The sequence below is a fragment of the Cohnella sp. GCM10012308 genome (assembly GCF_042649185.1).
Classification (GTDB): Bacteria; Bacillota; Bacilli; order Paenibacillales; family Paenibacillaceae; genus Cohnella.
Map to the genome: position 1 here is coordinate 45,622 of NZ_JBHRYU010000034.1, position 23,135 is coordinate 68,756.

General features: G+C 58.0%; 25 protein-coding genes, 1 pseudogene and 1 riboswitch. All 26 genes and pseudogenes read left to right on the forward strand.

The features are described 5' to 3' along the window. Positions 1–31: 31 nt before the first annotated feature. The 26 genes and pseudogenes from ACFOTD_RS27770 (at position 32) to ACFOTD_RS27895 (ending at position 23,117) form a co-directional block, all read left to right on the forward strand. Positions 32–856: a purine-nucleoside phosphorylase gene (locus ACFOTD_RS27770; protein ID WP_378123207.1), complete on the forward strand. Its 825-nt coding sequence runs from the start codon at positions 32–34 to the stop codon at positions 854–856. Positions 857–897: 41 nt separating this feature from the next. Next, complete coding sequence (locus ACFOTD_RS27775) at positions 898–2,205, forward strand: pyrimidine-nucleoside phosphorylase (protein WP_378123208.1); 1,308 nt, start codon at positions 898–900, stop codon at positions 2,203–2,205. Between the two features lie 284 nt (positions 2,206–2,489). Continuing rightward, positions 2,490–2,588, forward strand: a pseudogene (locus ACFOTD_RS27780) (transposase); the annotation flags it as partial. A gap of 36 nt (positions 2,589–2,624) precedes the next feature. After that, positions 2,625–3,305, forward strand: a complete 681-nt coding sequence (locus ACFOTD_RS27785; RefSeq protein WP_378123209.1) for a hypothetical protein — start codon at positions 2,625–2,627, stop codon at positions 3,303–3,305. 515 nt (positions 3,306–3,820) lie between these two features. Beyond that, entirely contained in the window at positions 3,821–4,963 is a 1,143-nt protein-coding gene (locus tag ACFOTD_RS27790) for a D-alanyl-D-alanine carboxypeptidase family protein (protein ID WP_378123259.1), read from the forward strand. A 166-nt stretch (positions 4,964–5,129) separates the two neighbouring features. Next, positions 5,130–5,483 carry an anti-sigma F factor antagonist gene (spoIIAA, locus tag ACFOTD_RS27795; protein ID WP_090112966.1) on the forward strand — a complete coding sequence of 118 codons (354 nt, stop codon included), beginning with the start codon at positions 5,130–5,132 and terminating at the stop codon, positions 5,481–5,483. Further along, positions 5,480–5,926 carry an anti-sigma F factor gene (spoIIAB, locus tag ACFOTD_RS27800; protein WP_378123210.1) on the forward strand — a complete coding sequence of 149 codons (447 nt, stop codon included), beginning with the start codon at positions 5,480–5,482 and terminating at the stop codon, positions 5,924–5,926. Before spoIIAA ends, spoIIAB begins: the two co-directional genes overlap by 4 nt. Before the next feature lie 22 nt (positions 5,927–5,948). After that, entirely contained in the window at positions 5,949–6,707 is a 759-nt protein-coding gene (gene sigF, locus ACFOTD_RS27805) for an RNA polymerase sporulation sigma factor SigF (protein WP_378123211.1), read from the forward strand. 139 nt (positions 6,708–6,846) lie between these two features. Then, positions 6,847–7,488 carry a stage V sporulation protein AA gene (locus ACFOTD_RS27810; RefSeq protein ID WP_378123260.1) on the forward strand — a complete coding sequence of 214 codons (642 nt, stop codon included), beginning with the start codon at positions 6,847–6,849 and terminating at the stop codon, positions 7,486–7,488. Next, complete coding sequence (locus ACFOTD_RS27815) at positions 7,481–7,915, forward strand: stage V sporulation protein AB (protein ID WP_378123212.1); 435 nt, start codon at positions 7,481–7,483, stop codon at positions 7,913–7,915. Before ACFOTD_RS27810 ends, ACFOTD_RS27815 begins: the two co-directional genes overlap by 8 nt. A 14-nt stretch (positions 7,916–7,929) precedes the next feature. Continuing rightward, on the forward strand, positions 7,930–9,597 hold the full coding sequence (locus ACFOTD_RS27820) for a spore germination protein (protein WP_378123213.1): 1,668 nt from the start codon (positions 7,930–7,932) through the stop codon (positions 9,595–9,597). A 169-nt stretch (positions 9,598–9,766) separates the two neighbouring features. Next, positions 9,767–11,098, forward strand: a complete 1,332-nt coding sequence (gene lysA, locus ACFOTD_RS27825; RefSeq protein ID WP_378123214.1) for a diaminopimelate decarboxylase — start codon at positions 9,767–9,769, stop codon at positions 11,096–11,098. A 152-nt stretch (positions 11,099–11,250) separates the two neighbouring features. After that, a complete protein-coding gene (locus tag ACFOTD_RS27830) occupies positions 11,251–11,679 on the forward strand; it encodes a peptidylprolyl isomerase (RefSeq protein ID WP_378123215.1) in 429 nt (142 codons plus the stop codon). A 328-nt stretch (positions 11,680–12,007) separates the two neighbouring features. Beyond that, positions 12,008–12,191, forward strand: a riboswitch (FMN riboswitch). Positions 12,192–12,452: 261 nt separating this feature from the next. Beyond that, positions 12,453–13,559, forward strand: a complete 1,107-nt coding sequence (ribD, locus tag ACFOTD_RS27835; protein ID WP_378123216.1) for a bifunctional diaminohydroxyphosphoribosylaminopyrimidine deaminase/5-amino-6-(5-phosphoribosylamino)uracil reductase RibD — start codon at positions 12,453–12,455, stop codon at positions 13,557–13,559. 3 nt (positions 13,560–13,562) lie between these two features. After that, positions 13,563–14,237 (forward strand): riboflavin synthase, encoded by a 675-nt coding sequence (ribE, locus tag ACFOTD_RS27840; RefSeq protein ID WP_378123217.1) that lies wholly within the window; start codon positions 13,563–13,565, stop codon positions 14,235–14,237. 28 nt (positions 14,238–14,265) lie between these two features. Continuing rightward, positions 14,266–15,552 (forward strand): bifunctional 3,4-dihydroxy-2-butanone-4-phosphate synthase/GTP cyclohydrolase II, encoded by a 1,287-nt coding sequence (locus ACFOTD_RS27845; RefSeq protein WP_378123218.1) that lies wholly within the window; start codon positions 14,266–14,268, stop codon positions 15,550–15,552. Positions 15,553–15,558: 6 nt separating this feature from the next. After that, positions 15,559–16,029, forward strand: coding sequence for a 6,7-dimethyl-8-ribityllumazine synthase (gene ribH / locus ACFOTD_RS27850; RefSeq protein WP_378123219.1), 471 nt, complete (start codon positions 15,559–15,561; stop codon positions 16,027–16,029). A gap of 102 nt (positions 16,030–16,131) precedes the next feature. Continuing rightward, on the forward strand, positions 16,132–16,938 hold the full coding sequence (locus ACFOTD_RS27855) for a segregation and condensation protein A (RefSeq protein ID WP_378123261.1): 807 nt from the start codon (positions 16,132–16,134) through the stop codon (positions 16,936–16,938). Then, complete coding sequence (gene scpB / locus ACFOTD_RS27860) at positions 16,907–17,656, forward strand: SMC-Scp complex subunit ScpB (protein ID WP_378123220.1); 750 nt, start codon at positions 16,907–16,909, stop codon at positions 17,654–17,656. Before ACFOTD_RS27855 ends, scpB begins: the two co-directional genes overlap by 32 nt. A 66-nt stretch (positions 17,657–17,722) precedes the next feature. After that, positions 17,723–18,424, forward strand: a complete 702-nt coding sequence (locus tag ACFOTD_RS27865; RefSeq protein WP_378123221.1) for a DUF2953 domain-containing protein — start codon at positions 17,723–17,725, stop codon at positions 18,422–18,424. 145 nt (positions 18,425–18,569) lie between these two features. Further along, positions 18,570–19,061, forward strand: coding sequence for a GerW family sporulation protein (gene ytfJ, locus ACFOTD_RS27870; protein WP_378123222.1), 492 nt, complete (start codon positions 18,570–18,572; stop codon positions 19,059–19,061). Positions 19,062–19,234: 173 nt separating this feature from the next. Beyond that, positions 19,235–20,377, forward strand: coding sequence for a D-alanyl-D-alanine carboxypeptidase family protein (locus tag ACFOTD_RS27875; protein WP_378123223.1), 1,143 nt, complete (start codon positions 19,235–19,237; stop codon positions 20,375–20,377). A gap of 26 nt (positions 20,378–20,403) precedes the next feature. After that, entirely contained in the window at positions 20,404–21,066 is a 663-nt protein-coding gene (locus ACFOTD_RS27880) for a nucleoside recognition domain-containing protein (protein WP_378123224.1), read from the forward strand. Positions 21,067–21,102: 36 nt separating this feature from the next. Further along, positions 21,103–21,633: a spore maturation protein gene (locus ACFOTD_RS27885; RefSeq protein ID WP_378123225.1), complete on the forward strand. Its 531-nt coding sequence runs from the start codon at positions 21,103–21,105 to the stop codon at positions 21,631–21,633. Positions 21,634–21,713: 80 nt separating this feature from the next. Beyond that, on the forward strand, positions 21,714–22,454 hold the full coding sequence (locus ACFOTD_RS27890; RefSeq protein WP_378123226.1) for a pseudouridine synthase: 741 nt from the start codon (positions 21,714–21,716) through the stop codon (positions 22,452–22,454). Between the two features lie 132 nt (positions 22,455–22,586). Next, positions 22,587–23,117 (forward strand): redoxin domain-containing protein, encoded by a 531-nt coding sequence (locus ACFOTD_RS27895; protein WP_378123227.1) that lies wholly within the window; start codon positions 22,587–22,589, stop codon positions 23,115–23,117. Positions 23,118–23,135: the final 18 nt, after the last annotated feature.

A 23,135-nucleotide genomic window follows, 5' to 3' on the forward strand; every position in this document is an offset into this window, starting at 1 on the left:
TATTTCATTCGAGTCTAAGGAGCGGTTTCCATTGGTTTATCCCACCATCAACATCATTGAAGAAGCAGCGGCGTATATCTCCGAGCGTACGGACTTGCGTCCGGAAGTCGGTCTCATTCTCGGATCCGGACTCGGCGTCATCGGCGACGAAATGGAAGAGGCAGTGACGATTCCTTACGAGGATATTCCTCATTTCCCCGTATCGACCGTTGAAGGACATGCTGGCGAGCTTGTCGTCGGGCGGCTCCAGGGGCGTCCGGTCGCACTGATGCGCGGGCGTTTTCATATGTACGAAGGCTACGAGCCCGAGCGCACGGCGCTGCCCGTGCGCGTCATGAAACTGCTGGGCATCAAGACGCTGTTCGTGACTAATGCGGCAGGCGGGGTAAACTTGGCTTACGAGCCGGGCAACCTGATGATCATTTCCGATCATCTGAACCTGACGGGACGGAACCCGCTGGTCGGTCCGAACGACAATGCGCTCGGCGTCCGTTTCCCCGATATGTCCGATGCCTACACGCGCAGATTGCGTCAGATCGCCAAAGAAACGGCTGCCGAACTTGGCATTCCGGTGCGGGAAGGCGTTTACGCCGGACTGCTCGGCCCGAATTACGAGACCCCGGCCGAGATTCGGATGCTCCGGGTCATCGGAGCCGATGCCGTCGGCATGTCGACCGTGTCGGAGGTTCTGGTCGCGCGTCATTCGGGGCTCGAGGTAATCGGCATTTCCTGTATCAGCAATATGGCGGCAGGCATACTAGATCAGCCGTTGTCCCACGAAGAAGTCATGGAGACGACGGAACGCGTCAAGCAGCAGTTTATCAGGCTCGTACTCGCATTGCTACCGAAGTTGTAGACGTAACCTAAGGCAACCCTGTTAAGGAGGACGCTGCGACCATGAGAGCCGTAGACATCATTCGCAAAAAACGGTTTGGCGGCGAATTAAGCGAGGACGAGATCGGCTTTTTGATCAAGGGCCTCGTAGACGGCACGATACCCGACTATCAAATTTCGGCATGGTCCATGGCAGTCTGTTATATGGGCATGACAGATAAAGAGACTGCCGCCTTGACCCTTGCGATGGCAAACTCCGGAGATACCGTGGATCTCTCGTCGATCGCCGGCATTAAAGTGGACAAGCACAGCACGGGCGGCGTGGGCGACAAGACGACGTTGATCGTCGCTCCCCTCGTCGCGGCTTGCGGCGTGCCGGTCGCTAAGATGAGCGGCAGAGGTCTCGGCCATACGGGCGGCACGATCGACAAGCTCGAATCGATCCCGGGTTTCCGGACGGAACTTAGCCGCGACGGCTTCTTCGCGCAGGTGGACGAGATCGGCGTCGCGGTCATCGGCCAAAGCGGCAATATCGCTCCCGCGGACAAGAAGCTGTACGCGCTTCGCGACGTGACTGCCACGGTCGAATCCATCCCGCTTATCGCGAGCTCCGTCATGAGCAAAAAAATAGCGGCCGGTGCGGATGCGATATTGCTGGACGTTAAAACGGGGGACGGGGCGTTCATGAAGACGCCTGAGGATGCCGCTATCCTGGCCACCGCCATGGTCGCCATCGGCAACCAGGTCGGCCGACGTACCGTAGCTGTCATCAGCGACATGGACCAGCCGCTCGGCCGCACGATCGGCAACGCGCTTGAAGTACGCGAAGCGATCGAGGTACTGCGAGGCGAGGGACCCGAAGACCTGAGGGAAGTCTCGCTCGTGCTCGCCAGCCATATGCTAATCCTCGGCGGCGTATCCGATGATACCGACGCTGCTCGCCAAAGGCTGGAGGCGGCCATCTCCTCCGGCGAAGCGCTTCGCAAGTTCGCTGCCTTCGTGACGGCTCAGGGCGGAGATCCCGGCGTCACGGAGGATTTGTCGAAGCTCCCCCAGGCGCCGCTTCATCTTCCTGTACCTGCTGCCGGAGAAGGCTACGTGCTGGGCATCGAAGCCGAAGCGATCGGCCTGGCTGCCATGACACTGGGCGCGGGACGTGCGACCAAGGACGACGTGATCGACTATGCGGTCGGAATCGAACTTGCGGCCAAGCCCGGCGACTTCGTTCGCGAAGGAGATTTGCTCGCCACGCTTTATGTGCGCGCTGACGACGAGCGAGCCGCAAGCGCCGTCCAGTCCGTTCTATCCGCCTACCGGCTTGGGGCTGAGCAAGGCCCGCATAGGCCGTTACTCCACGGGATCGTACAATAACGCTCAAATTTACTTCAAAGCACCTCACCTCTTCCGTCGGAGAGGTGTTTTTTTATTGTGGAAAATAATGGATTTCAGCTCCTTGATTATATCCCAAAACGCGTTTCGGGGCTTATACCTTTCGTTCAGCAAGATTTTTGGATTCCGTTGACAATTAAGCTGGCTTTCAATTAAAATAAGAACACGAGTTCGTGTTTTTGGGAGGTGCTTTCGTGATCGTAACCGTATTTCCGGATGGTCCGTGGGAGACGTGGACGGAGGAGCAATGAAGCGATGCCCTTCGTCAAGCGCGTTGGCCCCATGGATTTCGTTGTCCGATTTGTCGCTATTCACACTGCTCCGTAATCCGGACTCGCAAGAATCCATTGTACGTTTGTTCCTCTTGCCGTCATCAGACGTCGGTGACAGCGGGGACCGTCATGCATGGAACGCGAACGCCGTTACGTCACTGGTTTAGAGCCATGCAGTGGCTTGCTGAAGAAAGCACATCCGTCGAGTTGGCTGAAATTTTAGGCGTGACATACAAGACCGCTTGGCTGATCGGACATAAGCTGCGGGATGCATTGTCTATTGAAGCCGAGCAGCAGAAGCTGCGCGGATCTGTTGCGGTGACGGGAGGCATCTACGGTTGGCGTTGTTTCTCGAGCTTGGTCCCTGAACCGACGGATCAACCCATCGTGATCGGGGCCGAGCTAGACGGCGAGGATATTGTGGCTGTTAAAATGGCGCAGATGGATTTGCATTTAGCCGGCCGATCGCGGTTGTTGACACGGTATGTTTATGATGTTTTCTCAGAGCATCACGTAGAGATCGAATTTAAAAAAGTGAATACTTACGCCTATCGCGGAATGAAGAGTCATAAGCCGCTATCAGCCGTCCTGATGCATGTCATGCATTGGTTCGATCACGTCCTCCAAGGATTAGGACCCAAGCATCTGCAAGCTTATTTAAACCATCAAACATTTGTGTTCAATTTCTCGAGCAGCAGAATGCTGATGATGGACCATCTACTGCTCTCATGCAGCTCGCTAAAATCCATAACTTATCGTGAATTGACGCAGCGAAAGCGCCGGCACTTATCGTCTTACAGAGCGGCGTAGAACCCCTGAATTGTCACATTCGTTTTGGCGGCAGCGTATACTCCTCGTTACTAAAAAAGTTTAAACGATCATTTCGATATAAGCACTAAACGATATTAATCGTCGTCAAAGGTGTCAACTCAGCACTCTTATTGAGCGAGGGTATAAAGGAGATATAAACACGCACGTATAACGTTGTTAAACATGAGGAAAAACGAAAGTGTTAAGCTGTTGAGCGAAAGGGATAAGCCTTGAAACGTGTTGCAACGCTATATATCACCGTGAGTCCACCAAAAAATTCCACCCCTTTTCCCGCCCTTCCGATTATTTCTCCAAACTATTCAAGATGACTTTCGGCCCACCTCCACAACTTGGAATATGATGCATATGCTGCGGGCACACTAGTTCTCAAGACGATTCCAGGGCGGCGACTTGGCCGGCCGGCAGGAGGGACATCATTCTTGAGCCACCAGCAACATAAACATCACAGACGTCCTTGGGGACGGGCGTTGACGCTTAGTATCGCTGCTTCACTGCTGATCCCCGCATCGGCTTGGGCGAAGGAAAGCGCGAGCCCGCAGTCAAGCGGTCCTCAAACAGACCTTGCCGCGAATGCACGTTCAGCCGTACTGATGGACGCGGACAGCGGTACCGTTGTCTACGAAAAGAACAGCCATTCGGCATTACCGCCGGCAAGCATCACCAAAATCATGACGATGCTGCTCGTTATGGAAGCGATCGACGATGATCGGATCAAGCTGACGGACCAGGTGTCGACAAGCGAATACGCGGCGTCGATGGGCGGATCGCAAATATTCCTTGAGCCGGGCGAGCAGATGACGGTGAACGACATGCTTAAGGGCGTAGCGATGGCATCCGGCAACGACGCATCGGTCGCGCTGGCTGAAAAATTGGCCGGTAGCGAAGAAGAGTTCGTGAAAATGATGAACAAGCGCGCGGAAGAGCTTGGCATGAAGGATACGCGATTTGCGAATTGCAACGGTCTGCCGGCAGCGGGACATGTGTCGTCGGCTCACGATATCGCGGTAATGTCGAGGGAGCTGCTGAAGCATCCGGAGATTACCAAGTACACGGGGGCCTATCAGGATTACCTTCGTAAGGACAAGGAAAAGCCGTTTTGGCTCGTCAATACGAACAAGCTCGTGCGTTTTTATCCGGGTGCGGACGGCCTGAAAACCGGATTTACGAGCGAAGCGAAGTTTTGCTTGTCCGCCACGGCGAAGCGGGACAATCTCCGTATGATCGTCGTCGTGATGGGAGAGCCCAACACGAAGACGCGAAACGCGGAAGTTTCGAAGCTGCTGGATTATGCGTTTTCGCAATATTCGAACGTACAAATCTACAAGGCCGGCGATACGATCGGCAAGCTTAAGATCGAAAAAGGCGAATCCGCCGAGCTGCCTTTGACGGCGAAGCATTCTTACAGCGTGCTCGTTCGCAAGGGCGAGGGCGGCAAGGAAATCCGTCACGAGCTGGCGATTCAAGACAAGGTTACGGCGCCGGTAACCGCCGGTCAGCAGGTCGGCAAGCTGATCGTGTATCGGGGCAACGAAGTGATCGCGGAGTTTCCGATCGAAGCGCCGCAGCACGTGGATAAGGCGGGATATTGGACGCTGCTCAAGCGCTCTACGGGCAAGTTGTTTTTAGGCGGAAAATGAGCTTACGCAAGGCGGCGGGACGAAAAATCGTCTCCGCTGCTTTGCGTATTTTGTCGTCTTTTTGTAGGCTTCTTCTAGTTTTGTCGGAGAGCAGGAATGAGGAAGCGGCTCGTAGAAAGATATGCATCTACCATAAACTTGAGGGCGCATGAGAGGAGAATCGGAAATGAGTTTGCAGGTGGAACTGGAGCAACAGCGCAACGTGCTCATCGTTCGCTTGAGAGGGGAATTGGACCATCATACGGCGGATATCGTCCGCTTCAAGATGGAGGACGCGATACTGCGCGGCAGGTGCGACCATGTCGTGCTCAGCCTGAGAGATCTGCAGTTCATGGACAGCTCGGGACTCGGCGTCGTCCTGGGGCGCTACAAGCTCGTAAAAGGACGCGGCGGCCGGATGGTCGTCTGCGATGCGCACGACAACGTCAAGCGTCTGTTCGAGCTGTCAGGCTTGTTTAAGATTCTATCGTTCTATGACAATGAACGCTCGGCGCTGGCCGGTCTGGAGGTCGTATCATGAGCATCGACAACCATATGAAACTCTCCTTTGCCGCAAGATCGGAAAACGAAGCTTTCGCGCGGGTCGCCGTCGCCGCTTTCGTATCGCAGCTCGATCCGACGATGGAACAGATCAACGATATCAAAACGGTCGTATCCGAAGCCGTCACCAACTCCATCATCCACGGATACGATAACGATCCTACTGGAACCGTCCATCTCGAGGTAGAGATAGCGGGCGATACGATCTCGATTATGATTCGGGACGAAGGCCGCGGCATCGAAGACCTCGATATCGCGCGTCAACCATTGTTCACTTCAAGGCCGGAGCTGGAGCGCTCGGGCATGGGCTTCACGATTATGGAGAATTTCATGGACGAGTTCGAGGCGACAAGCGCGCCTCGGCAAGGGACGAGCCTCAGAATGAAGAAGCGCATCGAGTCTAAAAAAGCATTGTTCAACTAATACCGCGGCAGGGGTTGGGGGCATGGATATCGAATGGAAACGATCTTCGCCGCCGGGTTATCTTGAAGATGCGGAGGTCAAAAGGCTCATTGCGCTTAGTCAATCGGGCGATTCGGCAGCACGCGACACGTTGGTGTCGAGCAACATCAGACTCGTCTGGTCAGTCGTGCAGCGCTTCGCCGGCCGCGGGTACGACCCGGATGATTTGTTCCAGATCGGCTGTATCGGACTGCTGAAGTCGGTGGACAAGTTCGATCTCTCTTACGAGGTCAAGTTTTCTACTTATGCGGTGCCGATGATCATCGGCGAGATCCAGCGCTTTTTGAGAGACGACGGTACGCTTAAGGTCAGCCGGTCGCTGAAGGAAATGGCGGGCAAGGTGCGAAAAACGAAGGACGAGCTGTCCAAGGTGCTCGGGAGGCAGCCGACCATCGGCGAGGTCGCCGAACGTCTGGGCGTTACGCCGGAAGAAATCGTGTTCGCCCAGGAGGCTAACAAGCCGCCGACCTCCATACACGAGACCGTGTTCGAGAACGACGGCGACCCGATCACGCTGATGGACCAGATCTCGGACGACGCGCAGGAGAAGTGGTTCGACAAGCTTGCATTGACACAGGCCATTCAAGCTTTGTCCGAACGAGAGCGGCTAATCGTTTACCTGCGGTATTTCCGCGATCAGACGCAATCCGAGGTCGCCGGCCGGCTGGGCATCTCGCAAGTGCAGGTAAGCCGCCTCGAGAAGAAAATATTGCAAAGCATTAAGGAGCAAATTGCTCAATGATCCTGCGTTTCAGCAACGCGAGCGCGAATTGAAAGACAAGACCGTGTGCCCGGATTACGGGATGCACGGTCTTTTTTTACATTGGGATCGGATGGGATGCCTGGCGTTGCTTCATACTACAGGGAAACGATCGCTGGAGGTGCGGCGGTTGAAGGCTGGAACCGTATATTTGCGCCTGCGAAGGCGCGTCGACGTGAGACCTGGCGCTGTCGTCAAGCTGGGAGACATTGCGTCCATCGAGACCGATCGCCGTTACGAAGATCGGATTCAGGAATTAATCGTTTGGAAAATGCGCCCAGAAGACGGCAATTTGCTGATGATCGACATGCTTCAGATTGTAAGATTGATTCGACGCTTCGACCCCGATCTGACGGTCGAAACATTCGGAGAGCCGCACGTATTGCTCGAAACGACGCCCGAGGGCAAGGTGAAGCCAAGATATACGCTGCTTGTCGCCGCTTGGCTGCTGCTGTTTTTCGGTTCGGGCATGGCCATCATGAACTTTCATGCGGACGTGGACATGCCGGTCGTCCAGCGGCGTATCATCGAGCTGCTTACGGGCCGTCCGGACCGTCATGCCTTGTTGTTCGAAATTCCGTATTCGCTCGGTGTCGGCCTCGGCATGCTGATCTTTTTCAACCGCGTCTTCCGTAAACGGCTGAACGACGAACCGAATCCGCTGGAGGTCGAGATGTTCATGTATCAGGAAAACGTGAACCACTACGTCATCACGGAGGAGTATGCCAAAGCCAGAGAGCGGGAGGCGGGACCGGATGCGTGAGCTTGGCGGCGAAGCGCTCGTCGCGATCGTCGGACTATCGGGCGGCTTCGCGGTCGGGAGCGCCTTCGTTGCGCTGCTAATCGTACTGGACCTCGTGCCGAGGCTAGTGCAGCTGACCCGCGCCTACAGGCGTTCGGCGGTATTCGAATCCGCGCTGCTCGCAGGCGTGATCGGCTTTAACTGTGCCGACCTATTCGACTGGCGGATGTCCCTTGGGAAAGGATGGCTGCTCGTACCGGCGATTTTCCAGGGGATCTTCGTCGGGATGCTGGCAGCGGCGCTGACCGAGGTGCTGAATGTCATACCGATCGTCGCCAAGCGGCTGCGGCTCGGGCCTTATCTGTTCGCGCTGCTGATCGCGATGGTGCTCGGAAAAGTGGCGGGTTCGCTGGCGGATTGGCTGTTGTTCCAACCGATGCATGAATGACAGGAGGGGCAAGCATGGATATGACGGAACACGGAAGCATGGAGCTGAACAAGGAAGGCGGCCCTCGCTTGAATGCTGATACGAAAGAAGAGGGAATACCGTCGATTCGGCCCTTGATACCTGCCGATCCGGAACGGAAGAGGCGCACGGGCAAGGAGAAGTTTGTCAGGCACGACGAGGAGCGGAACGAAAAGCAAGCTAAACGGACCGATACCGAAAAGAAGCCTGAGGATATCATGCCGGCCGAGATGGACGATTGGCTGGAAAAGGTAAAGAAGACGTTGGGCATGTCGGCTTCCTTCGATGTGCAAATAAGGGAAATGACCTTTAGCGGATGTCGTACGGGGCTGTTGTTTTTAAGCAGCTTCGCGAAAGACACCGCTCTGACCGAAGTATTAAAACGGCTCTCCTATCTGACGCCCGAAAGCGTCAGCCATGACGCCCTGGAAAGTTTCTTGAAATATTACATGCCGTCGATTCAAATCCGCGAGGTCGACTCGTTTACCGAAATGGTGAACGACGTGCTCGTGGGGAATGCCGCGTTTTATGTGGACGGCGAGCCGCGGGTCCTGCTGATGGACGTCAGGCAATATCCTGGACGGCAGCCGGAGCAGCCCGAGCTCGAAAAGGTGGTTCGAGGAAGTAAAGACGGCTTTACCGAAAGCTTGCTGACGAATGTCGGGTTGATTCGTCGCCGGCTGCGCGATCCGAAGCTGCGCTTTGAGATTACGAAGGTCGGCGAGCGCACGCAAACGGACGTCGCGATCGTATACATCGACGACGTTGCGGACACCAAGCTCGTCGAATCGGTAAGGGATAAGATTAAATCGGTCAAAATCGACGGCATTCCGCTCGCGGACAAGCAGCTCGAAGAGGTCACGGTCAAGACGGGATGGAATCCGTTCCCGCTAGTGCGGTACTCCGAGCGTCCGGACGTCGTCGCATCGCACCTGCTCGACGGGAGCGTGACCGTGCTCGTCGATACGTCGCCAAGCGTTATGATGCTGCCGACCACGTACTTCGACTTGATCCAGCATGCGGAAGAGAACCGTCAAAGTCCGTTCATCGGAACGTATTTGCGCTGGATCCGTTTTTTCGGATTGCTGTCCTCCATGTTCCTCATGCCGCTGTGGTACATGTACGCAGAATCGCCGGAGCTTCGCCCTTCATGGCTATGGTTCCTCGGCGCGGACAAAACAGGCGATTTGCCGCTCATTCTGCAGTTTCTGCTCGTCGAGATCGGCGTCGACCTCATGCGCCTGGCCGCGGTTCATACGCCGACGCCGCTCGTAACCGCCATGTCGCTGGTGTCGGCAATTTTGATCGGGGATATCGCCGTCAAAACGGGGTTGTTTATCAACGAAGTCATTTTGTACATGGCGGTGGCTGCGATCGGAACCTTTGCGACGCCCAGCTATGAACTTGGTCTCGCGAATCGCATCGTGCGGCTTGTGCTGCTCCTCGCCGTCTTTATGTTCCAGCTGCCCGGGTTTGCCGCCTGCGCCGCGATCATGCTTATCTCCCTGGTCATGATCCGTTCGTACAACACGCCTTATATGTGGCCGTTCATTCCTTTCAACGGTCCGGCGCTGCTCAACGTATTACTGCGCAGACCGCTCCCGAAGAGCCGAATGAGGCCATCGATTTACAGGCCGAAACAGAGCGACAAGCAGCCTGTATAAGACGTCTTGCAGCCTCTGGCGCGAAGGAATGCAAAAGTTGCGCCAAATCCTCCATTTCCCCAAATCGCATACTGGGATATACTCAGATTATCGCGTATAGCGTCGCCTTATGCGACCGGTCCAACCTTACGCCGCGATCGAATTCCAGTCCGAAAAGGGGAAATCATACATGTATTTTCACGGTACCAGCCGTATCAATGACCAAGGTCATCTTGAAATCGGAGGCGTCGACACGCTTGATCTCGCAGCGAAGTTCGGAACGCCCCTCTACGTCGTAGACGAGGCGCTCGTGCGCCAGCGCGCCCGCGAATACGTCGAAGCCTTCAAGGCGACGGGCCTCAAGTTCCAGGTCGCTTACGCATCCAAGGCTTTCTGCGTCATGGCGATGTGCCGCGTTGCGGAGGAAGAAGGCATGAGCCTCGACGTCGTCTCGGACGGCGAGCTGTATACGGCGCTGCAGGCCGGATTTCCGCCGGAGCGCATTCACTTCCACGGCAACAACAAGACGCCGGACGAGATCGAGATGGCGTTGAATGCCGGCATCGGCTGTTTTGTCGTCGACAACTTCACCGAGCTCGCGCTGCTTAACGCGATCGCCGCCGAGCGCGGACAGAAGGTCAACATTCTGCTGCGCGTGACGCCGGGCGTCGAAGCGCATACGCACGACTACATTTCCACAGGCCAGCAGGATTCCAAGTTCGGCTTTGACATCGGCAACGGCACCGCGCTTCGCGCCGTCGAAGAGGCGCTCGGCCAGCCGCAGCTCAACCTGCTCGGCGTTCACTCGCACATCGGCTCGCAAATTTTCGAGGTCGAAGGCTTCCGCATGGCAGTCGAAAAGGTTGCCGCATTCTCCCTTGAAGTGCGCGCGAAGCTGGACAAGACGTTTTCCGTTATCAATCTGGGCGGCGGCTTCGGCATCCGCTACGTCGAAGGCGACACGCCGCTGCCGGTCGCAACCTATGTCGAGGCGATTACGGGCGCCATTATCTCGTCGTTCACGGCTGCCGACTATCCGCTGCCCGAGATCTGGGTCGAGCCGGGCCGCAGCATCGTCGGCGATGCCGGCACGACGCTGTACACGGTTGGCACCAGCAAGGACATCCCGGGCGTCCGCAAGTACATTGCCGTCGACGGCGGCATGACGGACAATCCGCGCCCTGCGCTGTATGAATCCAAGTATGAAGCCGTGCTTGCCAACCGCCCCGAAGAGGAAGCAACCGAGCTCGTATCGGTCGCGGGCAAGTGCTGCGAGAGCGGCGATATGCTTATCTGGGACCTCAAGCTGCCTGCCGTGCAGTCCGGCGACTTGCTGGCGGTATTCTGCACCGGCGCCTATAACTATGCGATGGCGAGCAACTACAACCGTATTCGCCGTCCTGCAGTCGTCTTCGTGAAGGACGGACAAGCAGACCTCGTCGTGGCGCGCGAATCGTTCGAGGATATCGCCCGGAACGATCTGCTGCCGGAGCGTCTACAGAAGCAAACGGTGCGCGCATAAGGGAAGTAAGTCCTGCCCGGCTTGCCAATGAGCATCGAGAGCTTGCATTCAGGCTGAAGGCCGTCGCTTGCGGCGGCCTTTTTCCTTTTTTCTCAAAATGTAGTATGATGGGACAAGTCAAAAACAGCGAATGAGAAGGAGCGTTGATTTTCATGTCCAAGCAAGCCACGATCAAACTGGCCAACGGCAATGAGGTCGTCATCGAACTGTTCGACAAGGACGCCCCGAACACGGTCGCCAACTTCGAGAAGCTGGCCAATACGGGCTTCTATAATAACCTGAGCTTCCACCGCGTCATTCCGAACTTCGTCGCGCAGGGCGGATGCCCGAACGGCAACGGCACTGGCGGTCCCGGCTACGAGATCGACTGCGAGATCAACCCGAACAAGCACGAGCGCGGCGCGCTCGCGATGGCTCACCGCGGCAAGAACACGGGCGGCAGCCAGTTTTACATCGTTTACGCGCCGCAGCCGCACCTCGACGGCGTTCACACCGTCTTCGGCAAAGTCGTGTCCGGCATGGAGCATGTCGACGCCCTGCACGGCGGCGACAAGTTCGAGTCCATTTCGGTCGCCGAGTAAGTTATTAAATAATAAGTTAGACTCGCTCTTTGAGCGGGTCTTTTTGATTTTTAACTTCCTATCGATGTGAGGTATCGTTTTAGTGATTGACAAATGACTCCTAAAAGATACAAAATGTATCAAATAGCATTTAGGAGTGTTTGAAAATGTAAAATGGATGAACAGCTATTGAATTAAACGGTGCGGCCGAGCAAGGATGAAAATCCTTGCTTTTTTTCATTTATGATGCTAACATGCCTATAAATCGTTCATTCCGATTCTGGGAGTCGGATATAGGTTGTCTGACGGACAACCGGTCAGGGCACCACGGAAGACGAACGATTTTGATGCTTACCTTCAGGGCGGGGCGTAATTCCCCACCGGCGGTGTTCGGCATCCTTGCGGCAAGCGCGCGAGGACGGCCGTTAGTCCGTGACCCGCGTGAGCGCCTTTCATTCCGATGACGGCGCAAGGCGGTGGACCTGGTGAGAATCCGGGACCGACAGTGACAGTCTGGATGGGAGAAGGAAGCGCAGCACGGCCGAACGTGTTAATGAGGGCGGAAAGTGCGGTTACGAATAAAGCGACATCGGTATGCATTGATTGTGTTTGTGCTACAATTCACAAACTATATCGATGCAACGGCATTTCGCCATTCGTATCGGACGACTTCTTCATACATGCAGCAGGTCTGTTTCATGCTGTGCGACTATTCGACCCGGGGGAAGGCACTCCGGGTTTTTTGCGTTATCTGGCAAGTTGCCAAGCCAGCTATTGAAAAGGAGTGACGAGGGATGGAGCTGCTGAACGACGCGTTCTATATGCGCCTCGCGCTTCAAGCTGCGGCTGGCGCGGCCGGTCAGACGGGAATCAATCCGATGGTCGGCTGCGTCGTCGTCAAGGAAGGACGCATCGTCGGGCTGGGCGCGCATTTGAAGCGCGGCGAGGCGCATGCCGAGGTTCACGCCCTTAATATGGCGGGAACCGAAGCGTCGGGCGCGACGGCGTACGTCACGCTCGAGCCCTGCAGCCATTACGGCCGGACGCCGCCCTGCTGCGACCGGCTGATTGCGGAAGGCGTGAGCCGCGTCGTCGTAGCGACCGAGGACCCCAACCCGCTCGTCGCGGGCAGCGGCATCGCGAAGCTGCGGGAACGCGGCATTGCGGTCGATGTCGGCCTATTGGGCGAAGAGGCGCGTGCGCTGAACGAAGCGTTTAATCACTTTATCGTTACGGGCATGCCGTTCGTGACGATCAAGACCGCGCTGACGCTGGACGGAAGGATCGCCACGCGCACGGGGCACAGCCGCTGGATTACGGGCGAGTCGTCCCGCGAAGCCGTTCATACGCTGCGGCACCGCCATCAAGCGATCATGGTCGGCGCAGGCACCGTGCTTGCGGACGATCCGGAGCTTACGACGCGGCTTGCGGTGCCGGGACTTCATCCCGTCCGCATCGTCGTGGATTCCCGTCTTCGCACGCCGGCGGCTGCGCGCGTGCTTAACGCAGTCGCGCCTACCGTCGTGCTGACGACGGACGAAGCGGACGAGGCTGCCGCTAGCCGTCTTGCCGATGCAGGCGCCGACGTCATCCGCTGCGGTCCCGGGCCGCGCGTCGACCTGAGGGCGGGGCTTAAGACGCTCGGCGAACGCGGCATCGGTTCCGTTTTGGCCGAGGGAGGCGGCGTGCTGAACGGCTCGCTGCTTAAGGATGGCCTCGTGGGCAAGATGATGCTGTTCTACGCGCCCAAGATCGTCGGCGACGGCGCACCCTCGGGTTTCGCGTTCAGCGGGCCGGAGCTAATGGGAGATGCGGCGCATATCGAGATCGCGTCGATCGAGCGCTACGGGGAAGATTGGTGCGTGACCGGATACCCGCAGCTGCGAGGAGAAGGAGGTTAGCGGATGTTCACGGGACTCATTGAAGAGGTCGGCAAGCTGCAGCGGATCGAGAGCCGCGGCGAAGCGCTGCTGCTGACCGTAGCCGCGCGGAAGGTGCTGGAAGACGTGAAGCTGGGCGACAGCATCGCCGTGAACGGCGTCTGTCTGACGGTCGTCTCTTACAACGGCAACAGCTTCAGCGCAGACGTCATGCCGGAGACTTACAGGCATACCAATCTCAAGCATTTAAAGCCGGGGGAGCCCGTCAATCTCGAGCGCGCGATGCTAGCGGGCGGCCGCTTCGGCGGACATATCGTGCAAGGGCATGTGGACGGGACGGCCGTGATCGTGTCCCGCACGCACGAAGCGAACGCCGTCGTATTTAGACTGCGGCCCGAACAGTCGCACCTGCTGCGGCTCGTCGTGCCGCAGGGCTCGATCACGCTGGACGGCATCAGCCTGACCGTTATCGACGCGGACCGGACGTCCGGAACGCTGGCGGTATCAATCATTCCGCACACGCTGGCGGAGACGGCGCTCGTGAACAAGCAGCCGGGCGCCTCGGTCAACGTAGAAAACGACATTTTGGGCAAATATATCGATCATCTGCTGCACGATAGACACGGGGGCCGGCCAGCCGCACCGGCTGCATCTTCATCGGGGCTCACGGAAGCGAAGCTGAGAGAATTCGGCTTCTGACTTGGAAGGTACAAGGGGGAAACGAGCCATGGAGAATGGGACTTTCGATACGATCGATGAGGCGCTCGAAGATTTGAAACGGGGCAAAATGGTTCTCGTCGTGGATGACGAAGACCGGGAAAACGAGGGCGATCTGATCGCGCTCGCAGAGAAGGCGACGGCTGAAGTGATCAACTTCATGATCACGAAGGCTCGCGGACTCGTATGCGCGCCGATCACCCAAGAGCGGGCAGAGCAGCTCGAACTTCCGCCGATGGTCAGCCACAATACGGATTATCATGGCACTGCGTTCACGGTATCCGTCGACCATATTTCCACCACAACGGGGATATCCGCTTACGAACGCGCCATGACCGTTAAGGGATTGATCGATCCGGACGCCAAGCCGGGCGATTTCCGCAAGCCGGGGCATATTTTCCCGTTGATCGCCAAAAAGGGCGGCGTCCTTCGCCGTTCGGGCCATACGGAAGCTGCGATCGATCTCGCGATTTTGTGCGAGTCGGAGCCCGCGGCCGTCATCTGCGAGGTCATCAAGGAAGACGGGACGATGGCGCGGCTGCCCGATCTGCAGCTATTCGCCAAGGAGCACGACCTGAAGCTGATCTCGATCCAGGAGTTGATCCGGTATCGCAACGATAAGGAAAAGCTCGTGAAGCGCGAGGTTGCCGTTCGCATGCCGACCGACTTCGGCGAATTCGAGATGGTCGCCTATTCCAACGAAGTAGACAACAAGGAGCATGTCGCGCTCGTCAAAGGCGTTATCGACGATAGCGAGCCCGTGCTGCTGCGGGTGCACTCGGAATGCCTGACCGGAGATATCTTCCATTCGCACCGCTGCGACTGCGGGCCCCAGCTCGAGGCCGCTATGCGTCAGATCGCGCGCGAGGGACGCGGCATACTGCTCTATATGCGCCAGGAGGGCCGCGGTATCGGCTTGCTGAACAAACTTCGCGCTTATCAGCTCCAGGAAGAGGGATTGGATACGGTCGAGGCGAATATTAAATTGGGATTCGCGCCTGATCTCCGGGATTACGGCATCGGAGCGCAGATCCTCAAAGATCTTGGCGTCCGCCGCATTCGTCTCCTGACGAACAATCCGCGCAAGGTCCGCGGCCTGGAAGGCTATGGCCTCGAAATCGTGGAGCGCGTGCCGATCCAGATGGACGAAAACGAGGACAACAAATCGTACCTCCGCACCAAGCGTTCCAAACTGGGTCACCTTCTTTCGTTCGCGGAAGACCAGGAGCAGCCGCTTGCCACGCTCCAAACGATCGAACAAAACGAACAGACCGGCCTAGCGCCGAAGAGAGGATGAAAGAATATGGCATTCGTATATGAAGGCAATCTCATCTCCCAAGGGTTAAAATATGGCATCGTCGTCGGCCGTTTCAACGAGTTTATTTCCTCCAAGCTGCTTAGCGGCGCGCTCGACGCGTTCAAGCGCCACGGCGCGGAGGATCACGAAGTCGAAGTCGCTTGGGTGCCGGGCGCGTTCGAAATTGCGCTGATCGCGCAAAAGATGGCTGAGAGCGGCAAATACGACGCGGTCATCACGCTCGGCGCCGTTATTCGCGGCTCCACGCCGCACTTCGATTACGTCTGCAACGAAGCCGCCAAGGGCGTCGCGGCCGTCGGACTCAAGACCGGCGTGCCGACCGTGTTCGGCGTGCTGACCGTCGACAGCATCGAGCAGGCGATCGAGCGGGCGGGTACCAAAGCCGGCAATAAGGGCTGGGAAGCCGCGGCGACCGCGATCGAGATGGCTAACCTGACGCGGGCGCTGCAAGGCTGATCGGATCGGCCGAAGGCCGGAAGCTTATGGAGGCGGCGGGCTTTACGCCGCCTTCCACGCTTTCCGGGGCATCGCTTGAACGCTGGGGAAGGGTGAATTCATATCGGCACGACCGTTTTATACAAGCTGGAATCGTTCGAAGGCCCGCTCGATCTGCTGCTCCATCTGATCGACAAGGCGGAAATCGCCATCGAAGATATCTCGATCAGCGACATTACCGATCAGTATATGTCTTATCTTGAGGCGATGACGGAGCTCGAGTTGGACGTGACGAGCGAATTTCTCGTTATGGCCGCCACGCTGCTGTCGATGAAGAGCAGGCAGCTGCTGCCCAAGCCGCCGGTGACGGACGAGCCATGGCTGACGGATGCGGACGACTTCGGCGAGGATCCGCGCGAGGAGCTCATCCGCAGGCTGATCGAGTACCGAAAATTCAAGGCGATCGCCGGGCAATTGCGCGAGCACGAGCTCGAGCGCAGCCTGGTGTTTACGCGCGAGCCTTATGATCTGTCGCCGTTCGAGCCGAGCGTTAAGCGCAATCCGGTCGAAGGTTTGCACGTCGACGATCTGGTCCGTGCGTTCCGCAAGGCGCTGAGACGCGCAGCCGGCAGAAATCGGATTTCCGCCATTCGGCGCGACGAGATATCGGTCAAGGATCGAATACGCGACATCATGTCGGTGCTCAAGACGCGAGGCTCGGCCGGGGAGGCAAAGGTAATGTTCTCCCAGCTTATCGGCGATTCGCCGGTGCGCGAGGAGATCGTAGCCACCTTTCTCGCCGTGCTGGAGCTCATGAAGCGGCGCTGGGTCAGCTGCCATCAGAGCGGGCTGTTCGACGAGATCGTGCTGACGTGGACGGGAAGGGAGGCCGACGACGATGGATTATTCGACCTTGAAATCGGTACTTGAAGGACTGCTGTTCGTAGCGGGAGAAGACGGGCTGACAAAAAAGACGATCGCGGAAATCGTCGAGGTGGACGGCGACGTCGTCACCGACATCGTAAAAGATCTGCAGAAAGATCTTACCAGACGCAAGCGCGGCATACGCATCGCGGAGATCGCAGGGACCTATCGGCTTACGACTGCGCCCGAGCACGCGGCTTATTTTGAAAAGCTCGCCTATTCTCCCGCGCGAACGCCGCTCTCGCAAGCTGCGCTCGAAACGCTGTCCATCGTCGCTTACCGGCAGCCCATCACCCGCGTAGAGATCGAAGAAATACGCGGCGTCAAGGCCGAGCGGCCCCTGCAGACGCTTGTCGCCAAAGACTTGATCGAAGAGGTTGGCCGTGCCGAACAGATCGGCCGTCCGATTTTGTACGGGACGACCAAAGCTTTTCTCGATTACTTCGGCTTATCGGGTATCGAGGACCTGCCGGATCCCGTCGTCGCGGCCGATGCCGACGAAGACATGGAAGAGCGTACCCGGATGCTGTTCGAACGGATCGAAGGCCGACAGCTGTCGATGGACGATCTGGATCGCGCGCTGCTTGAGGGGCTGCCTGCCGACGATGATGATAGAGAAGAAGAAGGCCCTTTGCCGGATCCTATTCATGCGGATCGGGAAGAAGAGGAAAAAGAAGCGCGTACCCCGGCTGCCGCGCCGAGAGACGACGATTGGGAATTCTAATCTGTTTATGCGCATGAACCCATGTGCCGAGGCCATACTATCCCCATGCGAAAGGCGGGGGAGCGTATGGTTTTTTGGTATTGGGCCGCAGCGGCGTGCCTCCTGGCTGCCGCCGTCGCAGCTTGTCTGTCGTCTGTCCGTCTCCGGATCCGATATTCGCGCAGCGGCAAGCTCGACCAGCTCGTCGTGATCGTGCACGCGCTTTACGGCTTGTACCGTTTTCATGTAGAAATCCCGACGATCCGGCTCTCGAAGACAGGCCTGTCTTACCGTATGAAGGAGCAGACGGAGGCGCCGGCTGCCGGCCGGACATCGTCAGGCTCCCGGCGTATGCTGATCAATCTGCGAACCCTACGGCGCTTGAGGCTCGCGGTGCGGGAAATGCTAGTGTCGGTTAGGGAATTGAAGGGCTGGCTGTTCGAAGGGTTGCGCAAAATCGAATGCACGCGCTATCGGATGGATATACGCATCGGAACGGGCGATGCGGCGTCCACCGCCGTAGCGACAGGGCTTTGTTGGTCGGTCATGGGTATCGCCACCGGCGTGCTGGACCGATTCGTCAAATTGAATACGCATCCGAACGGCAAAGTGGAGCCGGTTTACGCAGGAATCGAGCTGTCTGTCGTATGGGAAGCGGATTTTCGGATCCGGGCCGGTACGGCTCTCGCTCACGGGATAAAGCTGCTGCCGCGTCTGCGATACGGTTCAGCGCTCCGTAAAGCGTTCCGGGACTGGCGATCGGTTCCCCGTCAGGCGTCCGAATCGTAAGAACGGTCGAATCGCTTGCGGGATCGGGACATCGCGGCGCTACGGGTTACATATTCCGCGCGGGCGACGGTTAACCTATAGCTGGCGGAAGGCTTCATTTATTCGAGTGCCGCGCAAGCATACAGCATAGGAGGCGAGCGAGAGCATGTCCGAACATCCGATTCAAGGCTTGATGCAGACGGCCATGGAAAACATCAAGGAAATGGTCGACGTCAACACGATCGTCGGCGAGCCCGTTCAAACGCCGGACGGGAGCGTCATCCTGCCGATCAGCAAAGTAGGCTTCGGATTCGCGGCCGGCGGATCCGAATTCCAGGGCATGGAAGAGCAAGCGAATCGCAAGCAAGGTCAAAATCATCAAGACGGCGGTCACAACGCCAGCGTACAGATGCCGTTCGGCGGCGGCAGCGGCGGCGGCGTGTCGATCAGCCCGATCGCTTTTCTTGTCGTAGGCGCTCAAGGGGTCAAGGTCGTGCCGCTTGACAATCAGACGCACTTGTTCGAACGGCTGATCGACGCGGCACCGACCTGGGTCGACAAGCTGCAGCGCATGTTCCGCGGCGACAAGGACATGATGATCGAGGAACGCCGGACTGCCGGCTCGATGCCGACGGATCCCGACCTGAACTCGCACTGAGCCCCTGGCTCGAGCAGCGAAAAACGAGCGCAAGGCTTGCCCCAATCGGGTGTTCGCCTTGCGCTTGTTTACGTTCGGGCATCGGGAGGAGACGGCCGCATAAGCGCGGACATGCCCGCATACAATGGATAGACGGTTGACAGACAAGCAAGCCCTCAGGGAGGAAACCGTTCATGCAAGCTCGTACGAAAAGCCGCCGGCGCGCGCGCGTCTTGAAAATTGCGGCGGCCGGGGCGGCTGCGTTGTCGCTTTGGATTTCGCCCAACCTTACTTTCGCATCCGCATCAAAGCCCGGCAACATTTCTGTCGCGCCTGCATCGCATGCAAAGCCCGCAGGAACTTTGCCCGGCAAGCCGTCCACGCATGCGAAGGCAGCCGCGCTGATCGACGTTGCGAGCGGCAGGCTGCTCTATAGCAGCCACGGCGACGAGTCGATGCTGATCGCGAGCACGACCAAGATTATGACAGCGATCATCGCGATTGAATTGAGCGATCTGGATGGCATCGTGACAGTTAGCAACCGGGCTGCCGGCAAGGAGGGCTCCTCGATCTATCTAAAGGCCGGGGAGAAAATGAAGCTGAAGGACATGCTGTACGGGCTCATGCTGCGCTCCGGCAACGATGCCGCTACGGCAATCGCCGAGCATGTCGGCGGATCTCTGGACGGCTTCGTCTATTTAATGAACGCCAAGGCCGAGGAAATCGGCATGACGCACAGTCATTTCGCCAATCCGAGCGGGCTTGACCAAAAAGGCCACTTCGCCAGCGCGAACGATATGGCGAAACTGGCGGCTTATGCGCTGCATAGCCCTGCTTTTCGGGAAATCGTCGGTACCAAAGTCAAAACCGCACCGAATCCCGGCGAGAAATGGGGCTATCGGTGGGTCAACAAAAACAAAATGCTCAATCTTTATGAAGGCGCCGACGGCGTCAAGACAGGCTACACGAAGCAGGCGCTGCGAACGCTCGTCAGCTCGGCGACGAGGGACGGCAGGCAGCTGGCTGCCGTGACGCTGAACGACGGGGACGACTGGAACGATCACGCCAAGCTGCTCGATTACGGCTTTGCCGCATATCGGATGGAGCAAGTGATCGCCAAGGGAGCCGCGGTTAAAGATTATCCCTTCATAGCCGCCTCGACGCTTTGCTATCCGTTCGCGGAAGGCGAGCGCAGCGCGGTCGAGATCCGTCTTGACCTGTACGGCCCCGAAACAACGGATTACAAGCTGGGCTACAGAGGAAGACTCTCGTACCGGTTAAAGGACGAGCCGATCGGTGCCGTCGAGCTGCTGCCTCAGGCGCCGACCGCCGATTGACATATAACGAAGAGGGAGGCGGTCTTATGGTCAACTGGATCTGGCTCGGCATGATCGCGCTCAGCGTCGTCTTCGGCGCCGCTAACGGTCGCGTCCAGCAGGTGACCGAGGCCGCTTTTACAGGCGCCCAGACAGGCGTTACCGTCTGCTTCGGACTGATCAGCATCCTCGTGTTTTGGATGGGGCTGATGAAAATCGCCGAGGCGTCGGGCATCGTACGCCGCCTGTCGCTCCTGATGGCGCCCGTCGTCCGCTGGTTGTTCCCGGACGTCCCGAAGGACCATCCCGCCCTCGGCTACATCCTGTCCAATATGAGCGCCAACTTGCTCGGACTCGGCAATGCCGCGACCCCGATGGGCATCCGCGCGATGCAGGAGCTCCAGAAGCTTAATCCGAATCCTACGGTCGCTACGCCGGCCATGTGCACGCTGCTCGCGCTGAATACCGCGAGTATTACGATCGTGCCGACGACGCTGATCGCCATTCGGATGAACTTCGGCTCTTCGCATCCGGCCGATATTATCGGTCCGACGCTGCTCGCCACCGCCATATCGACCGGGGCCGCCATCGCCGCGGACCGCTGGTACCGCCGCCGGCAGTGCGGGGCGCCTCCGGTGCAGCCGCCGTCCTCGGCGGCAGGCGCCCGGCATCCGGCAGGGCATCCGGCCGGGCCGCCGGCATCGTTTTAATACCTCAGGATTCCAAGGGAGAAAGGAGCGTTCGCCATGGTTGCCGCCTTGCACGCGCTCTCCGCTTGGGCGATCCCCATGTTTATCGTCCTGATCCCGCTTGTCGCCGCCTTCCGCAAAGTTCCGGTTTACGAAACGTTCGTCGACGGGGCCAAGGACGGCTTCCAGACGGCGATCGGCATCATTCCCCATCTCGTCGGCATGATGACCGCCATCAGCATGTTCCGCGCCTCGGGCGCGATGGACATGCTGGTCGGTTGGGTCGCCCCGCTGTTCGGCAAGCTCGGCATTCCCGCCGAGGTGCTTCCGCTTGGCCTGCTACGCCCGATCACGGGCGCAGGCTCGCTCGCCTTTGCAACCGACCTCATCAAAACCTACGGCCCCGACTCCCTGATCGGGCGGATCGCCTCCGTCGTCCAGGGCAGCACCGACACGACGCTTTACGTCGTGACGGTATACTTCGGCGCCGTCGGCATCCGTAACGCCAGGTACGCGCTTAAGGTCGGCCTCTTTTCGGACGCGGTCGGCTTTTTCGCGGCCATCTTCGCCTGCTGGCTTCTTTTTTAACGTCCCCCTCTTAAGGATTGTCCGCCCAAGTTGTGCAAAACCCGCCATCGGAGTATGATGGGGGGTGAGGTGAACCATCAGTGGAAGAACGATTGCAGAAAATACTCGCGAACGCGGGCGTCGCTTCGAGACGCAAATGCGAGGAACTCATCGCGGCCGGCAAGGTGACGGTCAACGGCGAGGTGGTCAAGGAGCTCGGCGTTAAGGCCGATCCATCCAAGGACGCCATCGCGGTGAACGGCAGAAAAATCAAATCCGAGAGCAAGCTTTATTTGCTGTTCAATAAGCCCAAGGGCGTCATCACGAGCATGCATGACGAAAAAGGCCGCACGGTCGTGACGGACTTTCTCAAGGGCGTCAAGGAACGCGTATATCCCGTCGGCCGGCTCGATTACGACACCGAGGGCCTGCTGTTGCTCACCAACGACGGGGAGCTCGCCAATCTGCTCACCCATCCGCGCCACCACGTAGCGAAGACTTATTTGGCGACGGTTGAGCGGGTGCCCCACGGCGATGCGCTGGACAAGCTCCAGAAGGGAATTAAGCTCGAGGACGGCATGACGGCGCCCGCCGAGATCGAGTATCACGACGTCGATCCGGAAGGCAAGCAGGCCACGATCTCGATCACGATTCACGAGGGCCGCAACCGCCAGGTAAGGCGGATGTTCGAAGCGATCCACCATCCGGTCATCCGGCTGAAGCGCGTCTCGTTCGGCGGTCTCACGCTGGACAACCTGCAGCGCGGCAAATACCGCAAGCTGTCGGATGCCGAAGTTCAATCGCTGCGCGAAGCCGCCAAAAAAGCGGAGCGGGGCGGATAAACCGGCTTTTAAGGCGCAAGTCACAGGCTTGTCGCGGCGTGTCACACAATGTTCAAAACCGGAGCTCCGGGCGCTTGCCTGCGAATCCGGTATTTTCGCTATAATGGAAGAAAAGACGCCGGTGGTGACAAAGTGAAGCGTTATCGCAAACCGATCCAATACATCATACTGGCCGTCGTACTGCTTGTCGGGGGATACGCGATCGGCCAGTCCTTTTTGACGCCCAATAAAGCGCTTAAACCCGGAAGCGAAGCGCCTGCGTTCGATTTGCTCGGCCTCGACGGCAAGACGCATAGCCTCGACTCGTACCGGGGCAAGCCGCTCGTGGTCAATTTCTGGGGGACGTTCTGTCCGCCTTGTCGCAACGAGATGCCCGCGCTGCAGGCGCAGTACGACAAATGGAAAGCGCAAGGCGTTCAGCTGGTCGGCATCAATCTGAGCGAGGACCGCGTCAGCGTCGGCAGCTTCCTCAGATCGTACGACATTAATTTTCCCGTGCTGCTCGACAAAAACAAAAAAACCGAACGCAAATACGGCCTGAAGGAATATCCGACGACATTCTTCATTACGGCCGACGGCAAGATTCAAGATATCGTAATCGGCGGCCCGATGAGCGAGGAGACGATCGGATCCCGCATCGCCCTGCTGCTCGGCAAGGATTAGGGCTCTGACAGGAGGCAG

Coding starts and splice junctions, on each gene's coding strand:
- ACFOTD_RS27785 (WP_378123209.1), top strand. CDS start 2,625: ATGCATGGAACGCGAACGCCGTTACGTCACTGGTTTAGAGCCATGCAG.
- ACFOTD_RS27845 (WP_378123218.1), top strand. CDS start 14,266: ATGGAGAATGGGACTTTCGATACGATCGATGAGGCGCTCGAAGATTTG.
- ACFOTD_RS27885 (WP_378123225.1), top strand. CDS start 21,103: ATGGTTGCCGCCTTGCACGCGCTCTCCGCTTGGGCGATCCCCATGTTT.
- ACFOTD_RS27875 (WP_378123223.1), top strand. CDS start 19,235: ATGCAAGCTCGTACGAAAAGCCGCCGGCGCGCGCGCGTCTTGAAAATT.
- lysA (WP_378123214.1), top strand. CDS start 9,767: ATGTATTTTCACGGTACCAGCCGTATCAATGACCAAGGTCATCTTGAA.
- ACFOTD_RS27865 (WP_378123221.1), top strand. CDS start 17,723: ATGGTTTTTTGGTATTGGGCCGCAGCGGCGTGCCTCCTGGCTGCCGCC.
- ribH (WP_378123219.1), top strand. CDS start 15,559: ATGGCATTCGTATATGAAGGCAATCTCATCTCCCAAGGGTTAAAATAT.
- spoIIAA (WP_090112966.1), top strand. CDS start 5,130: ATGAGTTTGCAGGTGGAACTGGAGCAACAGCGCAACGTGCTCATCGTT.
- ribD (WP_378123216.1), top strand. CDS start 12,453: ATGGAGCTGCTGAACGACGCGTTCTATATGCGCCTCGCGCTTCAAGCT.
- sigF (WP_378123211.1), top strand. CDS start 5,949: ATGGATATCGAATGGAAACGATCTTCGCCGCCGGGTTATCTTGAAGAT.
- scpB (WP_378123220.1), top strand. CDS start 16,907: ATGGATTATTCGACCTTGAAATCGGTACTTGAAGGACTGCTGTTCGTA.
- spoIIAB (WP_378123210.1), top strand. CDS start 5,480: ATGAGCATCGACAACCATATGAAACTCTCCTTTGCCGCAAGATCGGAA.
- ACFOTD_RS27880 (WP_378123224.1), top strand. CDS start 20,404: ATGGTCAACTGGATCTGGCTCGGCATGATCGCGCTCAGCGTCGTCTTC.
- ACFOTD_RS27815 (WP_378123212.1), top strand. CDS start 7,481: ATGCGTGAGCTTGGCGGCGAAGCGCTCGTCGCGATCGTCGGACTATCG.
- ACFOTD_RS27830 (WP_378123215.1), top strand. CDS start 11,251: ATGTCCAAGCAAGCCACGATCAAACTGGCCAACGGCAATGAGGTCGTC.
- ribE (WP_378123217.1), top strand. CDS start 13,563: ATGTTCACGGGACTCATTGAAGAGGTCGGCAAGCTGCAGCGGATCGAG.
- ACFOTD_RS27775 (WP_378123208.1), top strand. CDS start 898: ATGAGAGCCGTAGACATCATTCGCAAAAAACGGTTTGGCGGCGAATTA.
- ACFOTD_RS27820 (WP_378123213.1), top strand. CDS start 7,930: ATGGATATGACGGAACACGGAAGCATGGAGCTGAACAAGGAAGGCGGC.
- ytfJ (WP_378123222.1), top strand. CDS start 18,570: ATGTCCGAACATCCGATTCAAGGCTTGATGCAGACGGCCATGGAAAAC.